Origin of the sequence: Paraburkholderia caffeinitolerans (assembly GCF_902859945.1) — a bacterium.
Taxonomy (GTDB): Bacteria; Pseudomonadota; Gammaproteobacteria; order Burkholderiales; family Burkholderiaceae; genus Paraburkholderia; species Paraburkholderia caffeinitolerans.
This window is the reverse complement of the sequence record NZ_CADIKL010000005.1, coordinates 264,268-281,663: the sequence shown is the minus strand read 5'-3', so window position 1 is coordinate 281,663 and position 17,396 is coordinate 264,268. Positions and strand designations below refer to the sequence as shown.

17 protein-coding genes are annotated in these 17,396 nt (G+C 62.4%); all 17 read right to left on the bottom strand.

All coding sequences use genetic code 11. From position 1 onward, the window contains the following. Positions 1 to 90: 90 nt before the first annotated feature. Positions 91 to 561 (bottom strand): MaoC family dehydratase, encoded by a 471-nt coding sequence (locus HV773_RS07230; protein WP_129561615.1) that lies wholly within the window; start codon positions 559 to 561, stop codon positions 91 to 93. Continuing rightward, positions 558 to 1,031, bottom strand: coding sequence for a MaoC family dehydratase (locus tag HV773_RS07225; protein WP_129561614.1), 474 nt, complete (start codon positions 1,029 to 1,031; stop codon positions 558 to 560). Before HV773_RS07225 ends, HV773_RS07230 begins: the two co-directional genes overlap by 4 nt. Before the next feature lie 46 nt (positions 1,032 to 1,077). Further along, positions 1,078 to 2,199 carry an acyl-CoA dehydrogenase family protein gene (locus HV773_RS07220; RefSeq protein WP_129561613.1) on the bottom strand — a complete coding sequence of 374 codons (1,122 nt, stop codon included), beginning with the start codon at positions 2,197 to 2,199 and terminating at the stop codon, positions 1,078 to 1,080. 11 nt (positions 2,200 to 2,210) lie between these two features. Next, entirely contained in the window at positions 2,211 to 3,419 is a 1,209-nt protein-coding gene (locus HV773_RS07215) for an acyl-CoA dehydrogenase family protein (RefSeq protein WP_129561612.1), read from the bottom strand. A gap of 68 nt (positions 3,420 to 3,487) precedes the next feature. Beyond that, complete coding sequence (locus HV773_RS07210; protein WP_129561611.1) at positions 3,488 to 3,934, bottom strand: DUF1178 family protein; 447 nt, start codon at positions 3,932 to 3,934, stop codon at positions 3,488 to 3,490. Between the two features lie 252 nt (positions 3,935 to 4,186). Further along, positions 4,187 to 4,780: an NUDIX domain-containing protein gene (locus tag HV773_RS07205; protein ID WP_129561610.1), complete on the bottom strand. Its 594-nt coding sequence runs from the start codon at positions 4,778 to 4,780 to the stop codon at positions 4,187 to 4,189. A 93-nt stretch (positions 4,781 to 4,873) separates the two neighbouring features. Then, positions 4,874 to 5,176, bottom strand: coding sequence for a DUF2818 family protein (locus HV773_RS07200; protein ID WP_129561609.1), 303 nt, complete (start codon positions 5,174 to 5,176; stop codon positions 4,874 to 4,876). After that, positions 5,176 to 6,648, bottom strand: a complete 1,473-nt coding sequence (gene nuoN, locus HV773_RS07195; protein ID WP_129561608.1) for an NADH-quinone oxidoreductase subunit NuoN — start codon at positions 6,646 to 6,648, stop codon at positions 5,176 to 5,178. The genes HV773_RS07200 and nuoN overlap by 1 nt, the downstream gene beginning before the upstream one ends. Before the next feature lie 24 nt (positions 6,649 to 6,672). Further along, entirely contained in the window at positions 6,673 to 8,172 is a 1,500-nt protein-coding gene (locus HV773_RS07190) for an NADH-quinone oxidoreductase subunit M (RefSeq protein WP_129561607.1), read from the bottom strand. Between the two features lie 20 nt (positions 8,173 to 8,192). After that, positions 8,193 to 10,253 carry an NADH-quinone oxidoreductase subunit L gene (gene nuoL, locus HV773_RS07185; protein ID WP_129561606.1) on the bottom strand — a complete coding sequence of 687 codons (2,061 nt, stop codon included), beginning with the start codon at positions 10,251 to 10,253 and terminating at the stop codon, positions 8,193 to 8,195. 14 nt (positions 10,254 to 10,267) lie between these two features. Beyond that, positions 10,268 to 10,573, bottom strand: a complete 306-nt coding sequence (gene nuoK / locus HV773_RS07180; RefSeq protein WP_006052894.1) for an NADH-quinone oxidoreductase subunit NuoK — start codon at positions 10,571 to 10,573, stop codon at positions 10,268 to 10,270. Between the two features lie 11 nt (positions 10,574 to 10,584). Continuing rightward, positions 10,585 to 11,262 carry an NADH-quinone oxidoreductase subunit J gene (locus HV773_RS07175; RefSeq protein WP_129561605.1) on the bottom strand — a complete coding sequence of 226 codons (678 nt, stop codon included), beginning with the start codon at positions 11,260 to 11,262 and terminating at the stop codon, positions 10,585 to 10,587. Positions 11,263 to 11,445: 183 nt separating this feature from the next. Beyond that, positions 11,446 to 11,934, bottom strand: a complete 489-nt coding sequence (gene nuoI, locus HV773_RS07170; RefSeq protein ID WP_129561604.1) for an NADH-quinone oxidoreductase subunit NuoI — start codon at positions 11,932 to 11,934, stop codon at positions 11,446 to 11,448. Positions 11,935 to 11,948: 14 nt separating this feature from the next. Continuing rightward, entirely contained in the window at positions 11,949 to 13,013 is a 1,065-nt protein-coding gene (gene nuoH, locus HV773_RS07165) for an NADH-quinone oxidoreductase subunit NuoH (protein ID WP_129561603.1), read from the bottom strand. Then, positions 13,014 to 15,356, bottom strand: a complete 2,343-nt coding sequence (nuoG, locus tag HV773_RS07160; protein WP_129561602.1) for an NADH-quinone oxidoreductase subunit NuoG — start codon at positions 15,354 to 15,356, stop codon at positions 13,014 to 13,016. A gap of 105 nt (positions 15,357 to 15,461) precedes the next feature. Then, positions 15,462 to 16,790: an NADH-quinone oxidoreductase subunit NuoF gene (nuoF, locus tag HV773_RS07155; protein ID WP_129561601.1), complete on the bottom strand. Its 1,329-nt coding sequence runs from the start codon at positions 16,788 to 16,790 to the stop codon at positions 15,462 to 15,464. Further along, the gene (gene nuoE, locus HV773_RS07150) at positions 16,787 to 17,272 is read right to left on the bottom strand and encodes an NADH-quinone oxidoreductase subunit NuoE (protein WP_129561600.1); all 486 of its coding nucleotides are present in this window, start codon (positions 17,270 to 17,272) and stop codon (positions 16,787 to 16,789) included. Before nuoE ends, nuoF begins: the two co-directional genes overlap by 4 nt. Between the last annotated feature and the right edge of the window lie 124 nt (positions 17,273 to 17,396).

Below are 17,396 nucleotides of genomic sequence, written 5' to 3'. Positions count from 1 at the left end.
CAAAACGAACAAGGGGCGCGCGGCTTATGGCCAGGCGCCCCTTGTTCATTCTGAACGCGCGCAAATGGATAAGCGCGCTCAGCGGTTCGTTCAGAAGTAATGCCGGGTGATGAATTCGGCCACGCACGCGGGTCGTTCGTTGCCCTCGCATTCGATGCCGATGTCCCAGACGACCTGAGCGCCGCCGCCCTCCACGTCGCTCACCTCTTTCACGCCGATGCGCGCGCGCACCCTCGCGCCCACCGGCACCGGCGACGTGAAGCGCACGCGGTTAAGCCCGTAGTTTACGCCCATGCGCTGACGCATCGGGACCGTCTCCGCGAGCAACGCCGGCACGAGCGAGAGCGTGAGAAAACCATGCGCGATCGGTCCGCCGAACGGCGACTCGCGACGCGCTCGCTCCGCGTCGACGTGAATCCACTGGTGATCGTCGGTCGCGTCGGCGAAGCCCTGCACGTTCGACTCGCTCACCGTGCGCCAGTCGCTCAGCAGCGGCTGCGCGCCTACGAGCGCGCGCAAGGCGGTGACGTCGGCAATTTCCACCGCAGTCACCGCGCTCAAGAGGCACCGCCGGGATGGGCCAGCCCGGGATGGGCCAGCCCGAACAATCCCTTCGAGCTCACCGTCACGACGATCTCGCCGTGCTGGTTGCGGCCGTCCCAGCGCGTTTCGACAATCCCGCGGTCCGGTTTGCTCTGCGAAACGCGCTTGCTCACGATGTTGTTGGTCAACGTAATCGTGTCGCCGACGCGCACCGGCTTGATCCAGCGGATCTCGTCGATGCCGGGCGAACCCATCGACGTCGAGCCTTCGAGGAAGTTGCGCACGAGCAGGCCCATCATGACCGAGCACGTGTGCCAGCCACTCGCGACGAGGCCGCCGAAGTGCGATGCCTCGCCGGCCGCCTCGCTCAAATGAAACGGCTGCGGATCGAACTGCTGCGCGAACTGCACGATCTCCTCGCGCCCGAACGTGTGCGAGCCGATTTCATACGCCTTGCCCACTTCGAGATCTTCGTAACTCACACCCATCGATGTTTCTCCGTTTCGTGTTGCTTCACGACGCGCGCATCGAACCTCAAGCGGCTGCCTGCGCAAACCCCGGCAGCGAAGCGAAACGTTCGAGATGGTGATCGACGTCGCCTAGCGTAGTCTCGATGATCGTGAGGCGCTTGAACAAATGCGCCGCCGCGACTTCGTTGGTCACGCCCATGCCGCCGTGCAACTGCACGGCCTGCTGGCCGACATAGCGCGCCGCCTGCCCCACGCGAACCTTGGCTGCGGAAATCGCACGACGCCGCTCGTCGACCGAAGCGCTACTGTAGCGCGCTGCCGCCAGATACATGAGCGAACGGGCCTGCTCGCCATGGATCAGCATTTCAGCCATGCGGTGCTGGAGCGCCTGAAAGCGCGCGATCGGCACGCCGAACTGCTGGCGTGTCTTCGTGTACTCGACGGTCGCGTGATTGAGCGCGTCGATGGCGCCCACGGCTTCCGCGCACAGCAGGAACGTCGCGTAATCGGCGATTTGCTCCCACGTTGCCGCGCTCGCACCGGCAAGGCGACGCGCACTCGCGGCGTCGAACTTGAGCGTCGCGGCGCGCTGACCGTCGATCGTGCGATAGTCGCTCACCTCGACGCCCTTCGCATCGCGCGCCACCACGAACAGCGCGACTTCGCCCGCGAGACGGGCCGGCACGATCCAGTAATCGGCCTGCGCACCGTGCTGCACGACCGATTTGCTGCCCGTGAGCGTAAAGCCGTCGCCGGTTTCCTTCGCGAGCGTTTCAAGCGCGAACAAGTCGTAGCGTGCATCGGGTTCGTGAAATGCCGCTGCGAGCTTGATCTCGCCCGCCGCCGCGCGCTCCAGCAGTTGCGCGTTCTGCGCATTTTCCGCGCACGTAAGCTTGAGCGCCTCGATGCCTACGACCGTCGCCCAGTACGGCTCGATCACGAGCGCACGGCCCAGTTCCTGCATGACCACGAGCATGTCGAACGGCGAACCGTCGAAGCCGCCCTGCTCCGACGGCACCGGCAGCGCCGTGAGGCCGAGTTCGACGAACGCGTTCCAGTGCGAGGCCGACACGCCCTCGGGCGTCTTTACGATCGCCTGGCGTGCTTCAAAGCCGTAATTCTTGTCGAGATAGCGACGCAGCGCGTCGGCAAGTTGCTGCTGCTCTTCGGTGAAATTGAAGTCCATTGCGCCGCTCCTCAAATCCCCAGAATCATCTGCGCGATGATGTTTTTCTGGATTTCGTTCGACCCGCCGTAAATCGACGTCTTGCGATAGTTGAAGTAGTAAGCCGCGAGCGGTGCTGCATCGTCGTCGCCGCCGGCCGCGTGTGCGCGCTCGCCCTCGAGGAACGCCGGATCGAACGGCGCGCCGAGCGGACCGACCGCATCGACCATCAGTTCGGTGAGCGCCTGCTGGATTTCAGTGCCCTTGATCTTGAGCATCGACGCCTCGGGGCCCGGACCTCGCCCATGGCCGCTGCTCGCGATCACGCGCTCGGCGGTCACTTCAAGCCCCATCAACTCGATTTCGACGGCGGCCACGCGCGCCGCGAAAACCGGGTCGTGCAGCAGCGGTTTGCCGTGCTTCTTCTGCTCGAGCGCGACGCGCTTGAGGAACGCGAGTTCGCGCTTGGATACACCCACGCGCGCAATGCCCGTGCGCTCATGGCCAAGCAGATACTTCGCGTAAGTCCAGCCGCGGTTCTCCTCACCGACGAGATTCTCGACCGGCACCTTCACGTCTTCGAAGAATACTTCGTTCACCTCATGGTCTTCGTCGAGCATGATGATCGGGCGCACGGTGATGCCGGGCGTCTTCATGTCGATGAGCAGGAACGAGATGCCCTCCTGCTTCTTCGCGGCGGGGTCGGTGCGCACGAGGCAGAAAATCATGTCGGCGTGCTGGCCGAGCGTGGTCCAGGTTTTCTGGCCGTTCACGACGTAGTGGTCGCCGTCGCTGCCCTTGGTCAGCACGGCGCGCGTGCGCAGCGAGGCCAGGTCAGAACCCGAGCCGGGCTCGGAATAGCCCTGGCACCACCAGTCTTCGCCGGAGAGAATGCGCGGCAGATAGCGGCGCTTTTGTGCTTCATTGCCGTACTTCATGAGCACGGGCGCGACCATCGAGACGCCGAACGGCAGAACCATCGGCGCGCCGATGCGGCCGCACTCCTCGTCCCAGATATGGCGCTGCGTTTCGTTCCAGCCGGGGCCGCCATATTCGGCCGGCCAGGCGGGCGCCGACCAGCCGCGCTGGCCGAGCAGCTTGTGCCAGCTGGCGATGTCGTCGCGGCTGAGGCGCTTGTGATTGAGCACTTTCTCGCGCACGGCTTGAGGCAGATTGGCCTCGAGCCAGGCGCGGACTTCGGCGCGAAATGCGTCGTCGGTGGGGGTGTATTCGAGATCCATGCGGGTTGTCTCCTGGCCGCGGCCGGTGGGGAACACATCCCCAAGCCACGGTGAAGACCCGCATGATCTTATTGCAGCGGACCCTTCAACGCGGCCGGAACCGGCAGCGGCATCACATCGATGCCTTCTTCGACGAGAGCTTGCGCATCTTCCGCGGATGCAACCCCGCGGATGTTGCGCGCCGGCGCTTCGTTGTAGTGAATGCGCCGCGCCTCCTCGGCGAAACGGTCGCCTACGTTCTCAGTCTTTTCCAGGACCTCGCGCATCACGCGCATGGCATGCGCCTGCCATTGCGCCGCCTGGGCGGACTGTGGCGCATGGCCTGCAGCGGACGATGCCTCGCTCGCGCCCGACAAATTCAGTCGGGGCGCGGACGGCACGCGGCTCACATTGGTGGTGCCGCACATCGGACATTCAATCAGCTTGCGCGAAAGCTGCGACTCGTAGTCGTCAGCGGAAGCGAACCAGCCTTCAAACCGATGGCCGTCTGGGCACTGTAAATCGAGGACCTTCATGAGAATCGAGGCTTGCGTTGAGTGTAGCTCAAAACGTAAATTTGTGAACGATCGTTCGTAAAATTTCGGCCAGGGTATTCACTACCCTCTTCGGTACCGAACGGTCGGTTTGCCGGTGATTGTAGCGCCGTCCAGCATGGTGCGCTCAACGCAAAAATGTCCGCCCGATATGAATACGGCGGCCTTCGAAACCGAAGGCCGCCGTATTCAATGAATTGACGCCGCTGCAGCCGCCGGAGCGGCACGCGAAGCTCAGCTCCGCTCGGGCTGCCCAAGCGGCCAGACGCCCGACAGCGCTTTTTCGAGCCAGAACGTGCCGATAATCGTTTTCACATCGGTGATCTTGCCAGTGCGCACCCATTCGAGCAGTTCAGGCAGCGTCGCCGTGAACGTCTCGAGAAACTCGCCTTCGTCGAGTTTGGCGTCGCCTGCGGTCAAGCCGCGCGCAAGATAGATGTCGATGAATTCGGTCGAGTACGAAATCACTGGATGGATCTGCGCGAGATAGACGTACTCGCGCGCTGCGTAGCCCGTCTCTTCCTTGAGCTCGCGGATTGCGCAGGCAAGCGCACCTTCCTGCGGATCGAGCTTGCCCGCTGGAAATTCGGTCATCACCCGCGAAAGCGGATAGCGATATTGGCGCTCCATCAGCACGCGGCCATCGTCGAAGAGCGGGATCACCATGACCGCGCCTGGATGCTGGACGTACTCGCGCGTCGCATGCTTGCCGTCCGGCAAGGCAACCGTGTCGCACTTGAGCGTAAGGAATTTGCCCGCGTGGAGCGTCGTGCTTTCCACACACGTCTCGGCGAGCGCCGGGTCGTGCTTGTGATGTTCAGCAGCCATGTTCAACCTCTGGGAAGCGCGTGTACAGAGAAGTCGCGGGAAACCGCGAAGCGATCGAATGGCATGCCCCTCGTCCAGGACGAGGGGCATGCATTACGCCGGGCGGCGTTTGACGAGATATTGCCAGGTGAAGCCGGGGAACGCGAACACGACAAAGAGACTGAACGTGATGGCGTAGAACTGCCAGCCCTGGTCAAAGCGGTTGCCGGCGCGCGCCTCCAGCATGAAGCCGAACGCACCAACCACAAAATACAGCACGATCATTTCGGCAATGCGAATCCACACGCTTTTCTTCTGCGCGCGCAACGGCACCATGCCCAACAACCGCTGATTGAGAAACGGCAGGTTGGCGCCCGCGAGCGCCAACAACACAATAAACCACCCTGCTGCTGACATTACAGGGGCAGCGTATGCGAGACGGCCTGCAAGCAGAGCGACATCAGCGGTCCGGGGATAATGCCGAGCACCAGCACAGCCACGCCATTGAGCGTGAGCAGCGCGCGATTGCAGGCGTGGCCCTCGATCGGCGCAGTGTCCTGCGGTGCGTCGAAGTACATCAGCTTGACGATGCGCAGGTAGTAGAACGCGCCGAACAGCGAGGTAATGACGGCGAGTACGGCAAGCCACGTCAGGCCGGCGTTCATGGTTGCTTCGAGCACGGCGAGCTTCGCGTAGAAACCAACCGTCGGCGGGATGCCGGCGAGCGAGAACATCATGAGCATCATGACGAACGCAAACACCGGGCTGCGCTGGTTCAGACCCTTGAGGTCGTCGAGCGTTTCGGCCTCGAAGTCACGGCGGGCCAGCAGCATGATGATGCCGAACGCACCGAGCGTCGTGATCAGATAAACGATGCTGTAGAACATCGCCGAACTGTACGCGCTGGCCGCGCCAGTCGCCTTGTTGTCGACGATGCCGGCCAGCAGGCCGAGCAGCACGAAGCCCATGTTCGAGATCGCCGAGTACGCCAGCATGCGCTTGACGTTGCGCTGGACGATACCCGTGATGTTGCCGACGATCATCGAGAGAGCCGCCAGAATGATCAGCATTTCCTGCCAGTCCACGGCCAGCGGCAGCAGACCCATGACGAGGAAGCGCACGGCCCACGCGAACGCCGCGACCTTCGGACCGCCGCCGGTGAGCAGCGTCATGGCCGTAGGCGCGCCTTGATAGACGTCGGGCACCCACATGTGGAACGGCACCGCGCCCATCTTGAACGCCACGCCCGCGACGATGAACACCACGCCGAACAACAGCACGATGTCATTGATATGGCCCGAGGCAACCGCCTTGAACACGTCGCCAAGGTCAAGCGAACCGGTCGCGCCATACAGCATCGAAATGCCATAAAGCAGGAAGCCCGATGCGAGCGCGCCCAGCACGTAGTACTTCATGGCCGCTTCGTTCGACTGCGTCGCGTTGCGGCGCAGCGCGATAACCGCGTAGAGCGACAGCGACATCAGCTCGAGGCCGAGGTACAGCGTGAGGAAGTTGTTGCCGGAGATCATCACGAGCTGGCCGAGCAACGAGAACATGCCGAGCAGGAAGAACTCGCCCCGGAACATGTCGCGGTCTTCGAGGTACTTGCGCGAGTACACGATCGAGACCGCGTAACCAAGCGTGACCACCGACTTCATCGCGCTGGCGAACGCGTCCACCACGTACATCCGCGTGAAGTAGTAGTACACGTGCGGATCGAACGCGATCACTGCGAACCAGATGCCGGCGATAACCGTGGTCAGCAGCGAGATGAAATAGGTCGTACGCCGGCCTTCGGGGCCGGTGAACGTATCGTTGAGCCACGCAACGATGACGCCGGTCATGACCAGCGCGTCGGGTAGCAGAACGTTCAAAGGGGCGTTTGGCATGATCTTTTAGTCCTCCGCTCAGTATTACTGTGACAGCGGCAGTTTCGACACTGCGACGTGGGAGAGGAGGTTTTCCACGGAAACGTGCATCACATCGGTAAAGGGCTTCGGGTAGACGCCCATGAAAAGCGTGAGCAGCGCGAGCACCCCGAGAATCAGGTATTCACGGCTGCTGATGTCCTTCAGCTCGCGAACATGGTCGTTCGCAATGGCGCCGAAGTACACCCGCTTGTACAGCCACAACGTATAGGCCGCGCCCAGGATCAGCGTGAACGCCGCCCCGAAAGCGATCCAGAAGTTGAACTTCACTGCCGCCAGAATCACCATGAATTCGCCGACGAATCCCGAGGTGCCCGGCAGGCCGCAGTTGGCCATCGCGAACAACATGGCCAGCGCCGCGAACTTCGGCATCGTGTTGACGACGCCGCCGTAGTCGGCGATGTCGCGCGTGTGCATGCGGTCATACAGCACGCCAATGCAAAGGAACATCGCGCCCGAGACGAAGCCGTGCGAGATCATCTGGATGATCGCGCCTTCCATCGCCAGTTGGCTCGACGGGCCGAACATAAAGAAGCCCAGCGTCACGAAGCCCATGTGCGCGATCGACGAATACGCGACCAGCTTCTTCATGTCCGACTGCACGATCGCCACGAGACCGATATAGATCACGGCGATCAGCGACAACGTGATGATGACCGGCGCCAGGTAGTGACTGGCATCGGGCGCGACCGGCAGCGAGAAACGCAGGAAACCGTACGCGCCAAGCTTCAGCATGATGGCGGCCAGCACCACCGAGCCGCCCGTGGGCGCCTCAACGTGCGCGTCCGGCAACCACGTGTGGACCGGCCACATCGGCACCTTAACCGCGAACGCGAAGAAGAATGCGATGAACAGCAGGATCTGCGGCGTCATTGCAAGCTGCGCGCCCTGCCACGTGGCGAGGTCGAACGTGCCCGTCTCGCGGTAGAGGTACAGCAACGCGATCAGCATCAGCAGCGAGCCGGCCAGCGTGTAGAGGAAGAACTTGAACGCCGCATACACGCGGTTCGGACCGCCCCACACGCCGATGATGATGTACATCGGAATGAGCGTGGCCTCGAAGAACACGTAGAACAGCAGACCGTCGGCGGCGCAGAAGACGCCGACCATCAGGCCCGACAGGATGAGGAACGCCGCGTAATACTGGGCGACGTTCTTCTGGATCACCTGCCAGCCCGCGATAACGACGATCACGGTGATGAGCGCCGTAAGCACCACGAGCCACAGCGCAATGCCGTCGATGCCCAGGTGATACGAAATATTGAACCGCTCGATCCAGACCGACTTCTCCTCGAACTGGAGTGCAGCCGTGGTCGTGTCGAAGCCCGAAACGAGCGGAAGGGTGACGAGGAAACTAAGCACCGAACCGATGAGCGCGAGCCAGCGGTCCGCGCTCGAGCTCCGAAGGGAACCCACTATAAGAACGATGATGCCGAAAATGATCGGCATCCAGATCGCAATACTGAGAATCGGAGTTGCGTGCATGCGTTATTTTCCTCGCCTTCTTATTTGCCGCCGAGCGTTACAAACAGAGTAAGGAGGCCAAGCATGCCAATGATCATGGCAAATGCGTAGTGGTAGATATAGCCGGATTGCAGGAAACGAATGACCGATGCAAACCAGCCGATAAACTTGGCGCTCCCATTCACGACGCCGTCGATCACGACGACGTCGCCTTCCTTCCACAGCCCTCGACCGATAGCGACCGCTCCGCGAGCGAAGACGACTTCGTTGATCTTGTCGAGGTAATACGCATTCGTCAGCAGCTTGTAGACCGGCGAGAACGTGCGCGACACGACGGCCGGCAGGTCCGGGCGCTTCATGTAGAAGAACCACGCCACGATCACACCCGCGAGTGCAAGCCACACTGGCAGACCCGAGAACGCATGTGCGGCCATCGCGGCCCAGCCGTGGAATTCTTCACCCATCTCAGCAAGCGCGGGGTGATTTTCGCCAATAAAGATGACTTTCTGGAACGCCACGCCGTGCGCGAAGAAGTCGCCGAACAGCAGCGGCTGGATCGCATAGGCGCCGGCGATCACCGAAGGAATCGCGAGCAGGACGAGCGGCACCCAGATCACCCACGGCGACTCGTGCGGCACGTGAGCGTGGTGATCGTCGTGGCCATGGCCGTGACCGTGACCGCCGTGAGCCGCCTCGGCAGCTTCGATGCCCATCGGCGATTCCGGATGCTTCGGACCGCGGAAGCGCTCTTCGCCATGGAACACGAGGAAGTACATGCGGAACGAGTACAGCGCCGTCACGAACACGCTCGCGACCACCGCGAAATAGGCAATGCCCGAACCCGGAAGGTGCGAGGCCTTCACAGCGTCGATGATCGAGTCCTTCGAATAGAAACCCGAGAAGAACGGCGTGCCGATCAGCGCGAGCGAACCGATGAGCGAAGTGATCCACGTGATGGGCATGTACTTGCGCAGACCGCCCATGTTGCGCATGTCCTGGTCGTGGTGCATGCCGATGATGACCGACCCCGCGCCGAGGAACAGCAGCGCCTTGAAGAACGCGTGCGTCATCAGGTGGAACATCGCGACCGGGTACGCCGACACGCCGAGCGCCACGGTCATGTAGCCGAGCTGCGAGAGCGTGGAGTAAGCGACCACGCGCTTGATGTCATGCTGGACGATACCGAGGAAGCCCATGAAGAGCGCGGTAATCGCACCGATCACGACGATGAACGACAGCGCGGCGTCCGAGAGTTCGAACAGCGGCGACATGCGCGCAACCATGAAGATGCCAGCCGTCACCATGGTGGCGGCGTGGATCAGCGCAGAAATCGGCGTCGGGCCTTCCATCGAGTCCGGCAGCCAGACGTGCAGCGGGAACTGCGCCGACTTACCCATCGCGCCCACAAACAGGCAGATGCACGAGACCGTGAGCAGGTTCCACGAGGTGCCCGGGAACGTCAGCGCAGCGATTTCGTTGCCCTTCGCGAACACGTCGTTGTAGTTGAGCGAGCCGCCGTACGCGAGCAGCAGGCCGATACCCAGCAGGAAGCCGAAGTCGCCCACGCGGTTCACGAGGAACGCCTTCATGTTCGCGTAGATGGCGCTTTCACGCTTGAAGTAGAAGCCGATCAGCAGGTACGAGACGAGGCCCACCGCTTCCCAGCCGAAGAACAGCTGCAGGAAGTTGTTGCTCATCACGAGCATCAGCATCGAGAACGTGAACAGCGCGATGTACGAGAAGAAGCGCTGGTAGCCCTCTTCTTCCGCCATGTAGCCGATCGTGTAGATGTGCACCATCAGCGACACGAAGGTCACGATGATCATCATCAGCGCCGTCAACGAGTCGACCAGGAAGCCAACTTCGAACTTCAGGCCTCCCACCGACATCCATTCGTAGACGGTTGCGTTGAAGCTCGCGCCGTTCATCACGTCGAAGAACGTGATGCACGAGAGCACGAAAGCAATCGCGACGCCGAGAATGGTGACCGTATGCGCGCCCGCGCGCCCCACCGTTTTGCCGAACAAACCGGCAATCAGAGAACCGGCGAGAGGCGCCAGCGGGACCGCCAGCAATAGGGTTTCGTTGAGTGTCGTTGCCATAAACAGAGCCTGCCTTAACCTTTGAGCTGATCGAGGTCCTCGACATTGATCGTGTCGAGGCTGCGGAACAGAGTCACAAGAATAGCCAGACCAATTGCGGCTTCCGCTGCCGCAACAGTTAGCACGAAGAACACGAAAATCTGTCCGTGAACGTCACCTAGGTAATGAGAAAACGCGACGAAATTGGTGTTCACCGCTAACAACATCAACTCAATCGCCATCAGGATGATGATGACGTTGCGCCGATTAAGAAAAATGCCAACGATCGAGATCGCAAAGAGGATCGCGCCGAGGACGAGGTAATGGGCCAGGGTCAACATAGTGCTCTCCTCTACGCTTGGCTCTTGGTGCCGGTCGCGGCCGGAGTGGTGTCGGCGTTGCTCGCCTCGGCCACTTCCGGAGCTTCCTTGACGGCTGGCATCTTCACGAGGCGCACGCGGTCCTGGCGACGCACGCTGACCTGCTTCGAAACATTCTGGCGCTTGGCGTTCTTGGGCTCGCGCACGGTCAGCGAAATGGCCGCGACGATCGCCACGAGCAGCACGAGGCCGGCAATTTCGAATGCGAAGATGTAATCGGTATAGATGATCTTGCCGATCAGGTGCGTATTCGACACCGATGCAGCGGCCGCGGCCGAGGTATCCGGCACCGGCGAAGTGGTCGCGCCGTAGCCGTGCCAGAGGATCAGCGCGGTTTCGATCACGATGATCGCGCCCACGATGGTCGCCACCGGAACGAAGCGCTTGAAGTCGCGGCTCAGTACGTCGATGTTGATGTCCAGCATCATCACCACGAACAGGAACAGCACCATCACCGCGCCCACGTAGACGAGCACCAGCAGGATCGCGAGGAATTCGGCCTCGAGCAGCATCCACACCGCGGCCGCGTTGAAGAACGCGAGCACGAGGAAGAGCGCGGACGAGACAGGATTGCGCGAGGTAACCACCTTCAGCCCTGATAGCGTGAGCAGCAGCGCGAAGATGTAGAACAGGACGGTCGTGAATTCCATGATTACTGGTTCATCGTTGAGGCCATCGTAAGGCGGATTGCGCAGCGCAAACTGGCGGCCAGACCAGAAGGCGTCGCGCCGCGGTTCCCGGGCTGCGGTTTCGCGGCGCCCGGTTTTTGACCAGACACACACGCTCCCCACAGCCGGCCCGAACCGCGGGCCGATACAGCGTCAAACTGAAGATCAACGGTACGGTGCATCTGCTGCCTTGTTCGCGGCGATTTGCGCTTCGTAGCGGTCGCCAACGGCCAGCAGCATATCCTTCGTGAAATACAGATCGCCGCGCTTCTCGCCGTGATACTCGAGAATATGCGTCTCGACGATCGAGTCGACCGGGCAGCTCTCTTCGCAAAAACCGCAGAAGATGCACTTGGTCAGGTCGATGTCGTAACGCGTGGTGCGGCGCGTGTTGTCTGCGCGCACTTCCGACTCGATCGTGATCGCGAGCGCGGGGCAAACCGCCTCGCACAGCTTGCACGCGATGCAGCGTTCTTCGCCGTTTTCATAGCGGCGCAGCGCGTGCAGGCCACGAAAGCGCGGGGAGATCGGGGTCTTCTCTTCCGGAAACTGCACGGTGAACTTGCGCTTGAAGGTGTAGCGACCCGTCAGCGCGAGCCCCTTGAGCAGCTCGGTCAGGAAGAACGTCTTGAAGAAGTTTTGGATAGCGGTCATGTTTCCTTCGCCCCTTATTTCCAGATGCTCAGCGGCGACATATACCAGAAGCCGATCACGATCAGCCACACGACGCACACCGGAATAAACACCTTCCAGCCAAGACGCATGATCTGGTCATAACGGTAGCGAGGGAACGTAGCGCGCGCCCAGATGAACACCGACAGGAAGAAGAAGGTCTTCAGCACCAGCCAGAAGACGCCGGGGATGAAATCGAGGAACGCGAACGGTGCGCTCCAGCCGCCCAGGAACAGCACGGACGTGAGCGCCGAGATCACGATCATGTTGATGTACTCAGCGAGGAAGAAGAGCGCAAAGCCCATCCCCGAGTACTCGATCATGTGACCGGCGACGATTTCCGACTCCCCTTCCACCACGTCGAACGGGTGGCGGTTCGTTTCGGCGAGGCCCGAGATGAAGTAGACGACGAACATCGGCAAGAGCGGCAGCCAGTTCCACGAGAGGAACGTGACGCCATGGCTCGCGAACATGCCTTGCATCTGCTGACGCACGATGTCCGACAGGTTCAGGCTGCCCGACACCATCAACACGACGACCAGCGCGAAGCCCATCGCAATTTCATACGAGACCATCTGCGCCGCGGCGCGCATCGCGCCAAGGAACGCGTACTTCGAGTTCGAGGCCCAGCCCGCGAGAATCACGCCGTAGACGCCGAACGACGAGATCGCCATCACGTAGAGCAGACCCGCGTTGATGTCGCCGAGCACCGCGCCCGCCTGGAACGGAATCACCGCCCAAACCGCGAAGGCCGGCACCACCACCATGATCGGCGCAACCATGTAGATCCAGCGGCTCGCCTGGGCGGGCTGAATGACTTCCTTGAGCAGCAGCTTCAGCACGTCGGCGATCGGCTGCAACAGGCCACCGGGACCCACGCGATTCGGGCCGAGACGCACGTGCATCCAGCCGATCAGCTTGCGTTCCCACAGGATCAGGTAGGCCACGCACAGCAGGATCACCACCGCGACGACGAGAATACGCACCAGCGCCCAGACGGTGGGCCACGCCACGCCGAGCAGCTGGCTGCCGCCTGCATTGATCGTATCGAACAAGCTCATTTACGCCTTCTCCACCAGCAGTTCACCGAACAGGCTGCCGAGCTGCGCGGCGGCCGGCGTTGCCGCCGACACACGCACCGTCGTCGGCGCAAGATTCGCATCGCACGTCGCGGGCGCGGTCACCGAGAGCTCGCCCTGGCGCACGCGCACGGCGTCACCCTCCTTCAGGCCAAGCTGGTCGAAGAACGCGGCCGGCAGGCCGATGGTGTTCGCCACGCGTGCCGCCATCGTGAGCTGCAGCGCGTCGCCGCGACGCGCGAGTTGGTCGGCACGGTAGATGGGCACATCGGAGACGCGCTCGAAGCGGCCATCGGCCGCCTTCGCGAGGCTGCCCTGAGTCGCCCGGGCCACTTGAGCCGTGGCCTTGTTCGACAGGCGTGCAGCGAAGTCGCCGTCGCCGAGCGCCTTGCGGCGTACTTCTTCCGACGTCTCGTATTCGAAGCCTCGCGCGCCGAGCAGCGTACCGAGCACGCGCAGGACCTTCCATGCCGGCCGCGTGTCGCCGAGCGGACGCACGACGCCGTTGAACGACTGGACCGTGCCTTCCGCGTTGACGAACGTACCCGAGGTCTCCGTGAACGGCGCGATGGGCAGCAGCACGTCGGCGTAGTCGAGTCCGGTCTTGAACGGCGAGAACACAGCGACCATCTCGGCTTGCGCGAGCGCGGCGCGCGCGGCAGCCGGGTTGGCCGTGTCGAACTCGGGTTCGACGTTGAACAGCAGATAACCCTTGCGAGGCTGCTCGAACACTTCGCGAGCGTTCAGGCCGCCTTGGCCCGGCAGCGCGCCCACGAGGTGCGCACCGACCGTGTTGGAGGCTTCCGTGAGGAAGCCAAGCGTCGCGCCCGTCGTCTCCGCGATGAACTGCGCAGCGGCGTGCAGACGCGAGAATTCCGGATGCTGGACAGCAGCGTTGCCGAGCAACACGAAGCGGCGTTCGCCGCTCGCGAGCGAGGCGGCCACCTGCTTCGCGGCGTCGGTCGCCTGTGCCCCAGCGAAGCCTTCAGGCAGCGCGACACCCTTTGCCTCGGCGGCGGCGGCCGAGATGGCAGCGAGTTCTTCGAGCCATGCCGAAGGCGCGGCGACGATACGCTGCGCGCTCGGGATCAGCGAGCCGTCGGCCGATGCCTGCAGGAACGCGACCTTCGCGCCACCCTTCGCTGCCTGGCGCAGACGCGCGGCAAACAGCGCGTGGTCGCGGCGCAGGAACGAGCCGATCACGAACGCCGAGTCAGCATACGAAAGATCCGCAATCTTGGCGCCAAGCCACGGCGCGCCCGCGAGCGGCGCGGAGAAGTCGCTCTGGCGCAGGCGGAAGTCGACGTTCGGCGTGCCGATCGCGTCCGCGAACTGCTTCGCGAGATAGAGTTCTTCGGTCGTGCTGTGCGGGCTCGCGAGCAACGCGAGCTGGCTCTCGCCGTGCTCGTCGCTGATGCCCTTGATGCCCTTCACCACGTATTCGAGCGCGGTCTGCCAGTCGGTCTCGACCCACTGGCCGCCCTGCTTGATCATCGGGTGCGTGAGACGGTCTTCAGCGTTCAGGCCTTCGTACGAGAAGCGGTCCTTGTCCGAGATCCAGCACTCGTTGACGGCTTCGTTCTCGAACGGCAGCACGCGCATCACACGATTGTTCTTCACCTGCACGACGAGGTTGGCACCGGTCGAATCGTGCGGGCTCACCGACTTGCGGCGCGACAGTTCCCACGTACGCGCGGAGAAGCGGAACGGCTTGCTCGTGAGCGCGCCGACCGGGCACAAGTCGATCATGTTGCCCGAGAGTTCCGAGTCCACCGTCTTGCCGACGAAGGTGCTGATTTCCGAGTGCATGCTGCGGCCGAGCATGCCGAGTTCCATCACCCCGGCGATTTCGTCGCCGAAGCGCACGCAACGCGTGCAATGGATGCAGCGTGTCATCTCTTCCATCGAGATGAGCGGGCCGACGTTCTTGTGGAACACAACGCGCTTTTCTTCGCTGTAGCGCGATGCCGACTTGCCGTACCCAACCGCCAGATCCTGCAACTGGCATTCGCCGCCCTGATCGCAGATCGGGCAGTCGAGCGGGTGGTTGATCAGCAGGAATTCCATCACGGCTTGCTGACCCTGCACGGCCTTGTCCGACGTCGTGCGCACGACCATGCCTTGCGACACCGGCGTCGCGCACGCGGGCACGGCCTTCGGCATCTTCTCGACATCGACGAGACACATCCGGCAGTTGGCCGCGATGGACAGCTTCTTGTGATAGCAGAAGTGCGGAATGTACGTGTCGACCCGTTGCGCAGCCTGGATCACCATGCTGCCCTCGGGCACCTGCACCTTCTTGCCGTCTATTTCAAGTTCAACCATGATGGTTAATCGTCCCTAACCTGTTACCGCTCAATTTCCAGCGGTCTACCCCGTTGCGTACCGCCACGCGGCTCGCGCCCAACACGCCTTTGCCTTTACGCCGCCTTATGCAGCCACAGTCTGCGAGGCCGCGTGCGAGCCGGCATGTCCACCGACCAGGCAACGCTTGTTGTGCACGTGATATTCGAATTCGTCCCAGTAGTGCTTCAGCATGCCGCGCACCGGCATGGCCGCTGCATCGCCGAGCGCGCAGATCGTACGACCCATGATGTTGCCCGCCACCGAGTTCAGCAGGTCCAAGTCTTCCTGGCGCCCCTGGCCGTGCTCGATGCGGTTCACGACGCGATACAGCCAGCCCGTGCCTTCGCGGCACGGCGTGCACTGGCCGCACGACTCTTCATAGTAGAAGTACGACAGACGCAGCAGCGAGCGCACCATGCAGCGCGTCTCGTCCATGACGATGACCGCGCCCGAGCCGAGCATCGAGCCCTGCTTGGCGATGGAGTCATAGTCCATGTCCGTCTGCATCATCAGGTCGCCCGGAATGACCGGCGCCGACGATCCACCCGGAATCACGGCCTTGAGCTTCTTGCCGCCGCGCACGCCGCCGGCGAGCTCCATGAGCGTCGCGAACGGCGTGCCGAGCGGAATCTCATAGTTGCCCGGACGCTCCACGTCGCCCGCGATCGAGAATATCTTGGTGCCGCCGTTGTTCGGCTTGCCGAGCTCCATGTACGCCTGCGGACCGACGGTCAGCAGAAACGGCACCGCCGCGAACGTCTCGGTGTTGTTGATCGTGGTGGGCTTGCCGTACACGCCAAAGCTCGCCGGGAACGGAGGCTTGAAGCGCGGCTGGCCCTTCTTGCCCTCGAGCGACTCGAGCAGCGCGGTTTCTTCACCGCAGATGTACGCGCCATAACCATGGTGCGCGTGCAGCTGGAACGAAAAGTCCGTGCCAAGGATGTTGTCGCCGAGATAACCCGCCTGGCGCGCTTCTTCAAGCGCGGCCTCGAAGCGGCGATAGACCTCGAAGATTTCGCCGTGGATGTAGTTGTAGCCCACGGTGATGCCCATTGCGTATGCGCCAATGGCCATGCCTTCGATCACGGAATGCGGATTCCAGCGCAGGATGTCGCGGTCCTTGAACGTGCCCGGCTCGCCTTCGTCCGAGTTACAGACGAGGTACTTCTGCCCCGGGAACTGACGCGGCATGAAGCTCCACTTCAGGCCCGTCGGGAAGCCTGCGCCACCACGGCCGCGCAGACCGCTTGCCTTCACGTCGGCAATGACCTGCTCAGGCGGAATTTTCTCTTCGAGGATGCGGCGCAGCTGCTTGTAGCCACCACGCGCGACGTAGTCTTCGAGATGCCAGTTCTCGCCGTTCAGGCCCGCGAGAATCAGGGGTTTGATGTGACGGTCGTGCAGCGAAGTCATTTCGAAAGCTCCTCGAGCAGCTGGTCGATCTTCTCGCGGCTCATGAAGCTGCACATGCGGTGGTTGTTCACCAGCAGCACCGGTGCGTCGCCGCACGCGCCCATGCACTCACCTTCCTTCAAGGTGAACTTGCCGTCGGGCGTGGTTTCGCCGAAGTCGATTCCGAGCTTCTGCTTCAGATATTCGGCCGTGCTTTCCGCACCGCCATCCGGGCCGAGCTGGCACGGCAGATTCGTGCAGAGCGTGATCTTGTACTTGCCGACCGGCTTGGTCTCGAACATCGTGTAGAACGTGGCGACTTCCTGGACCGCGACAGGCGGCATGCCAAGGTAGTCGGCCACGAACTGCATGAGTTCGGGCGACAGCCAACGATGCTCTTCTTGAGCAACGGCCAAAGCCGCCATCACGGCGGACTGCTTCTGATCGGCGGGGTACTTCGTCAACGCGCGATCGATTTCTTTCAGGCCTTCAGCTGAGATCATTTTCAGACACGACTCTTTCATTTCCTACCGTTGCAATTCCCGCCACACAAACTCCCGTCGCGCGTGAAGCGTACCTGCTCGCTGCGACAGACGTGGCGTTCCCGGTATTTCGCCATGCGCCCTT

Excerpts from the sequence above, each read along its gene's own strand:
- HV773_RS07205 (WP_129561610.1), bottom strand. The coding sequence starts at position 4,780 with ATGGCTGCTGAACATCACAAGCACGACCCGGCGCTCGCCGAGACGTGT.
- HV773_RS07190 (WP_129561607.1), bottom strand. The coding sequence starts at position 8,172 with ATGCACGCAACTCCGATTCTCAGTATTGCGATCTGGATGCCGATCATT.
- HV773_RS07200 (WP_129561609.1), bottom strand. The coding sequence starts at position 5,176 with ATGTCAGCAGCAGGGTGGTTTATTGTGTTGTTGGCGCTCGCGGGCGCC.
- nuoH (WP_129561603.1), bottom strand. The coding sequence starts at position 13,013 with ATGAGCTTGTTCGATACGATCAATGCAGGCGGCAGCCAGCTGCTCGGC.
- nuoF (WP_129561601.1), bottom strand. The coding sequence starts at position 16,790 with ATGACTTCGCTGCACGACCGTCACATCAAACCCCTGATTCTCGCGGGC.
- nuoG (WP_129561602.1), bottom strand. The coding sequence starts at position 15,356 with ATGGTTGAACTTGAAATAGACGGCAAGAAGGTGCAGGTGCCCGAGGGC.
- HV773_RS07175 (WP_129561605.1), bottom strand. The coding sequence starts at position 11,262 with ATGGAATTCACGACCGTCCTGTTCTACATCTTCGCGCTGCTGCTCACG.
- nuoK (WP_006052894.1), bottom strand. The coding sequence starts at position 10,573 with ATGTTGACCCTGGCCCATTACCTCGTCCTCGGCGCGATCCTCTTTGCG.
- nuoI (WP_129561604.1), bottom strand. The coding sequence starts at position 11,934 with ATGACCGCTATCCAAAACTTCTTCAAGACGTTCTTCCTGACCGAGCTG.
- nuoE (WP_129561600.1), bottom strand. The coding sequence starts at position 17,272 with ATGATCTCAGCTGAAGGCCTGAAAGAAATCGATCGCGCGTTGACGAAG.
- nuoL (WP_129561606.1), bottom strand. The coding sequence starts at position 10,253 with ATGGCAACGACACTCAACGAAACCCTATTGCTGGCGGTCCCGCTGGCG.
- HV773_RS07210 (WP_129561611.1), bottom strand. The coding sequence starts at position 3,934 with ATGAAGGTCCTCGATTTACAGTGCCCAGACGGCCATCGGTTTGAAGGC.
- nuoN (WP_129561608.1), bottom strand. The coding sequence starts at position 6,648 with ATGCCAAACGCCCCTTTGAACGTTCTGCTACCCGACGCGCTGGTCATG.
- HV773_RS07225 (WP_129561614.1), bottom strand. The coding sequence starts at position 1,031 with ATGGGTGTGAGTTACGAAGATCTCGAAGTGGGCAAGGCGTATGAAATC.
- HV773_RS07215 (WP_129561612.1), bottom strand. The coding sequence starts at position 3,419 with ATGGATCTCGAATACACCCCCACCGACGACGCATTTCGCGCCGAAGTC.
- HV773_RS07220 (WP_129561613.1), bottom strand. The coding sequence starts at position 2,199 with ATGGACTTCAATTTCACCGAAGAGCAGCAGCAACTTGCCGACGCGCTG.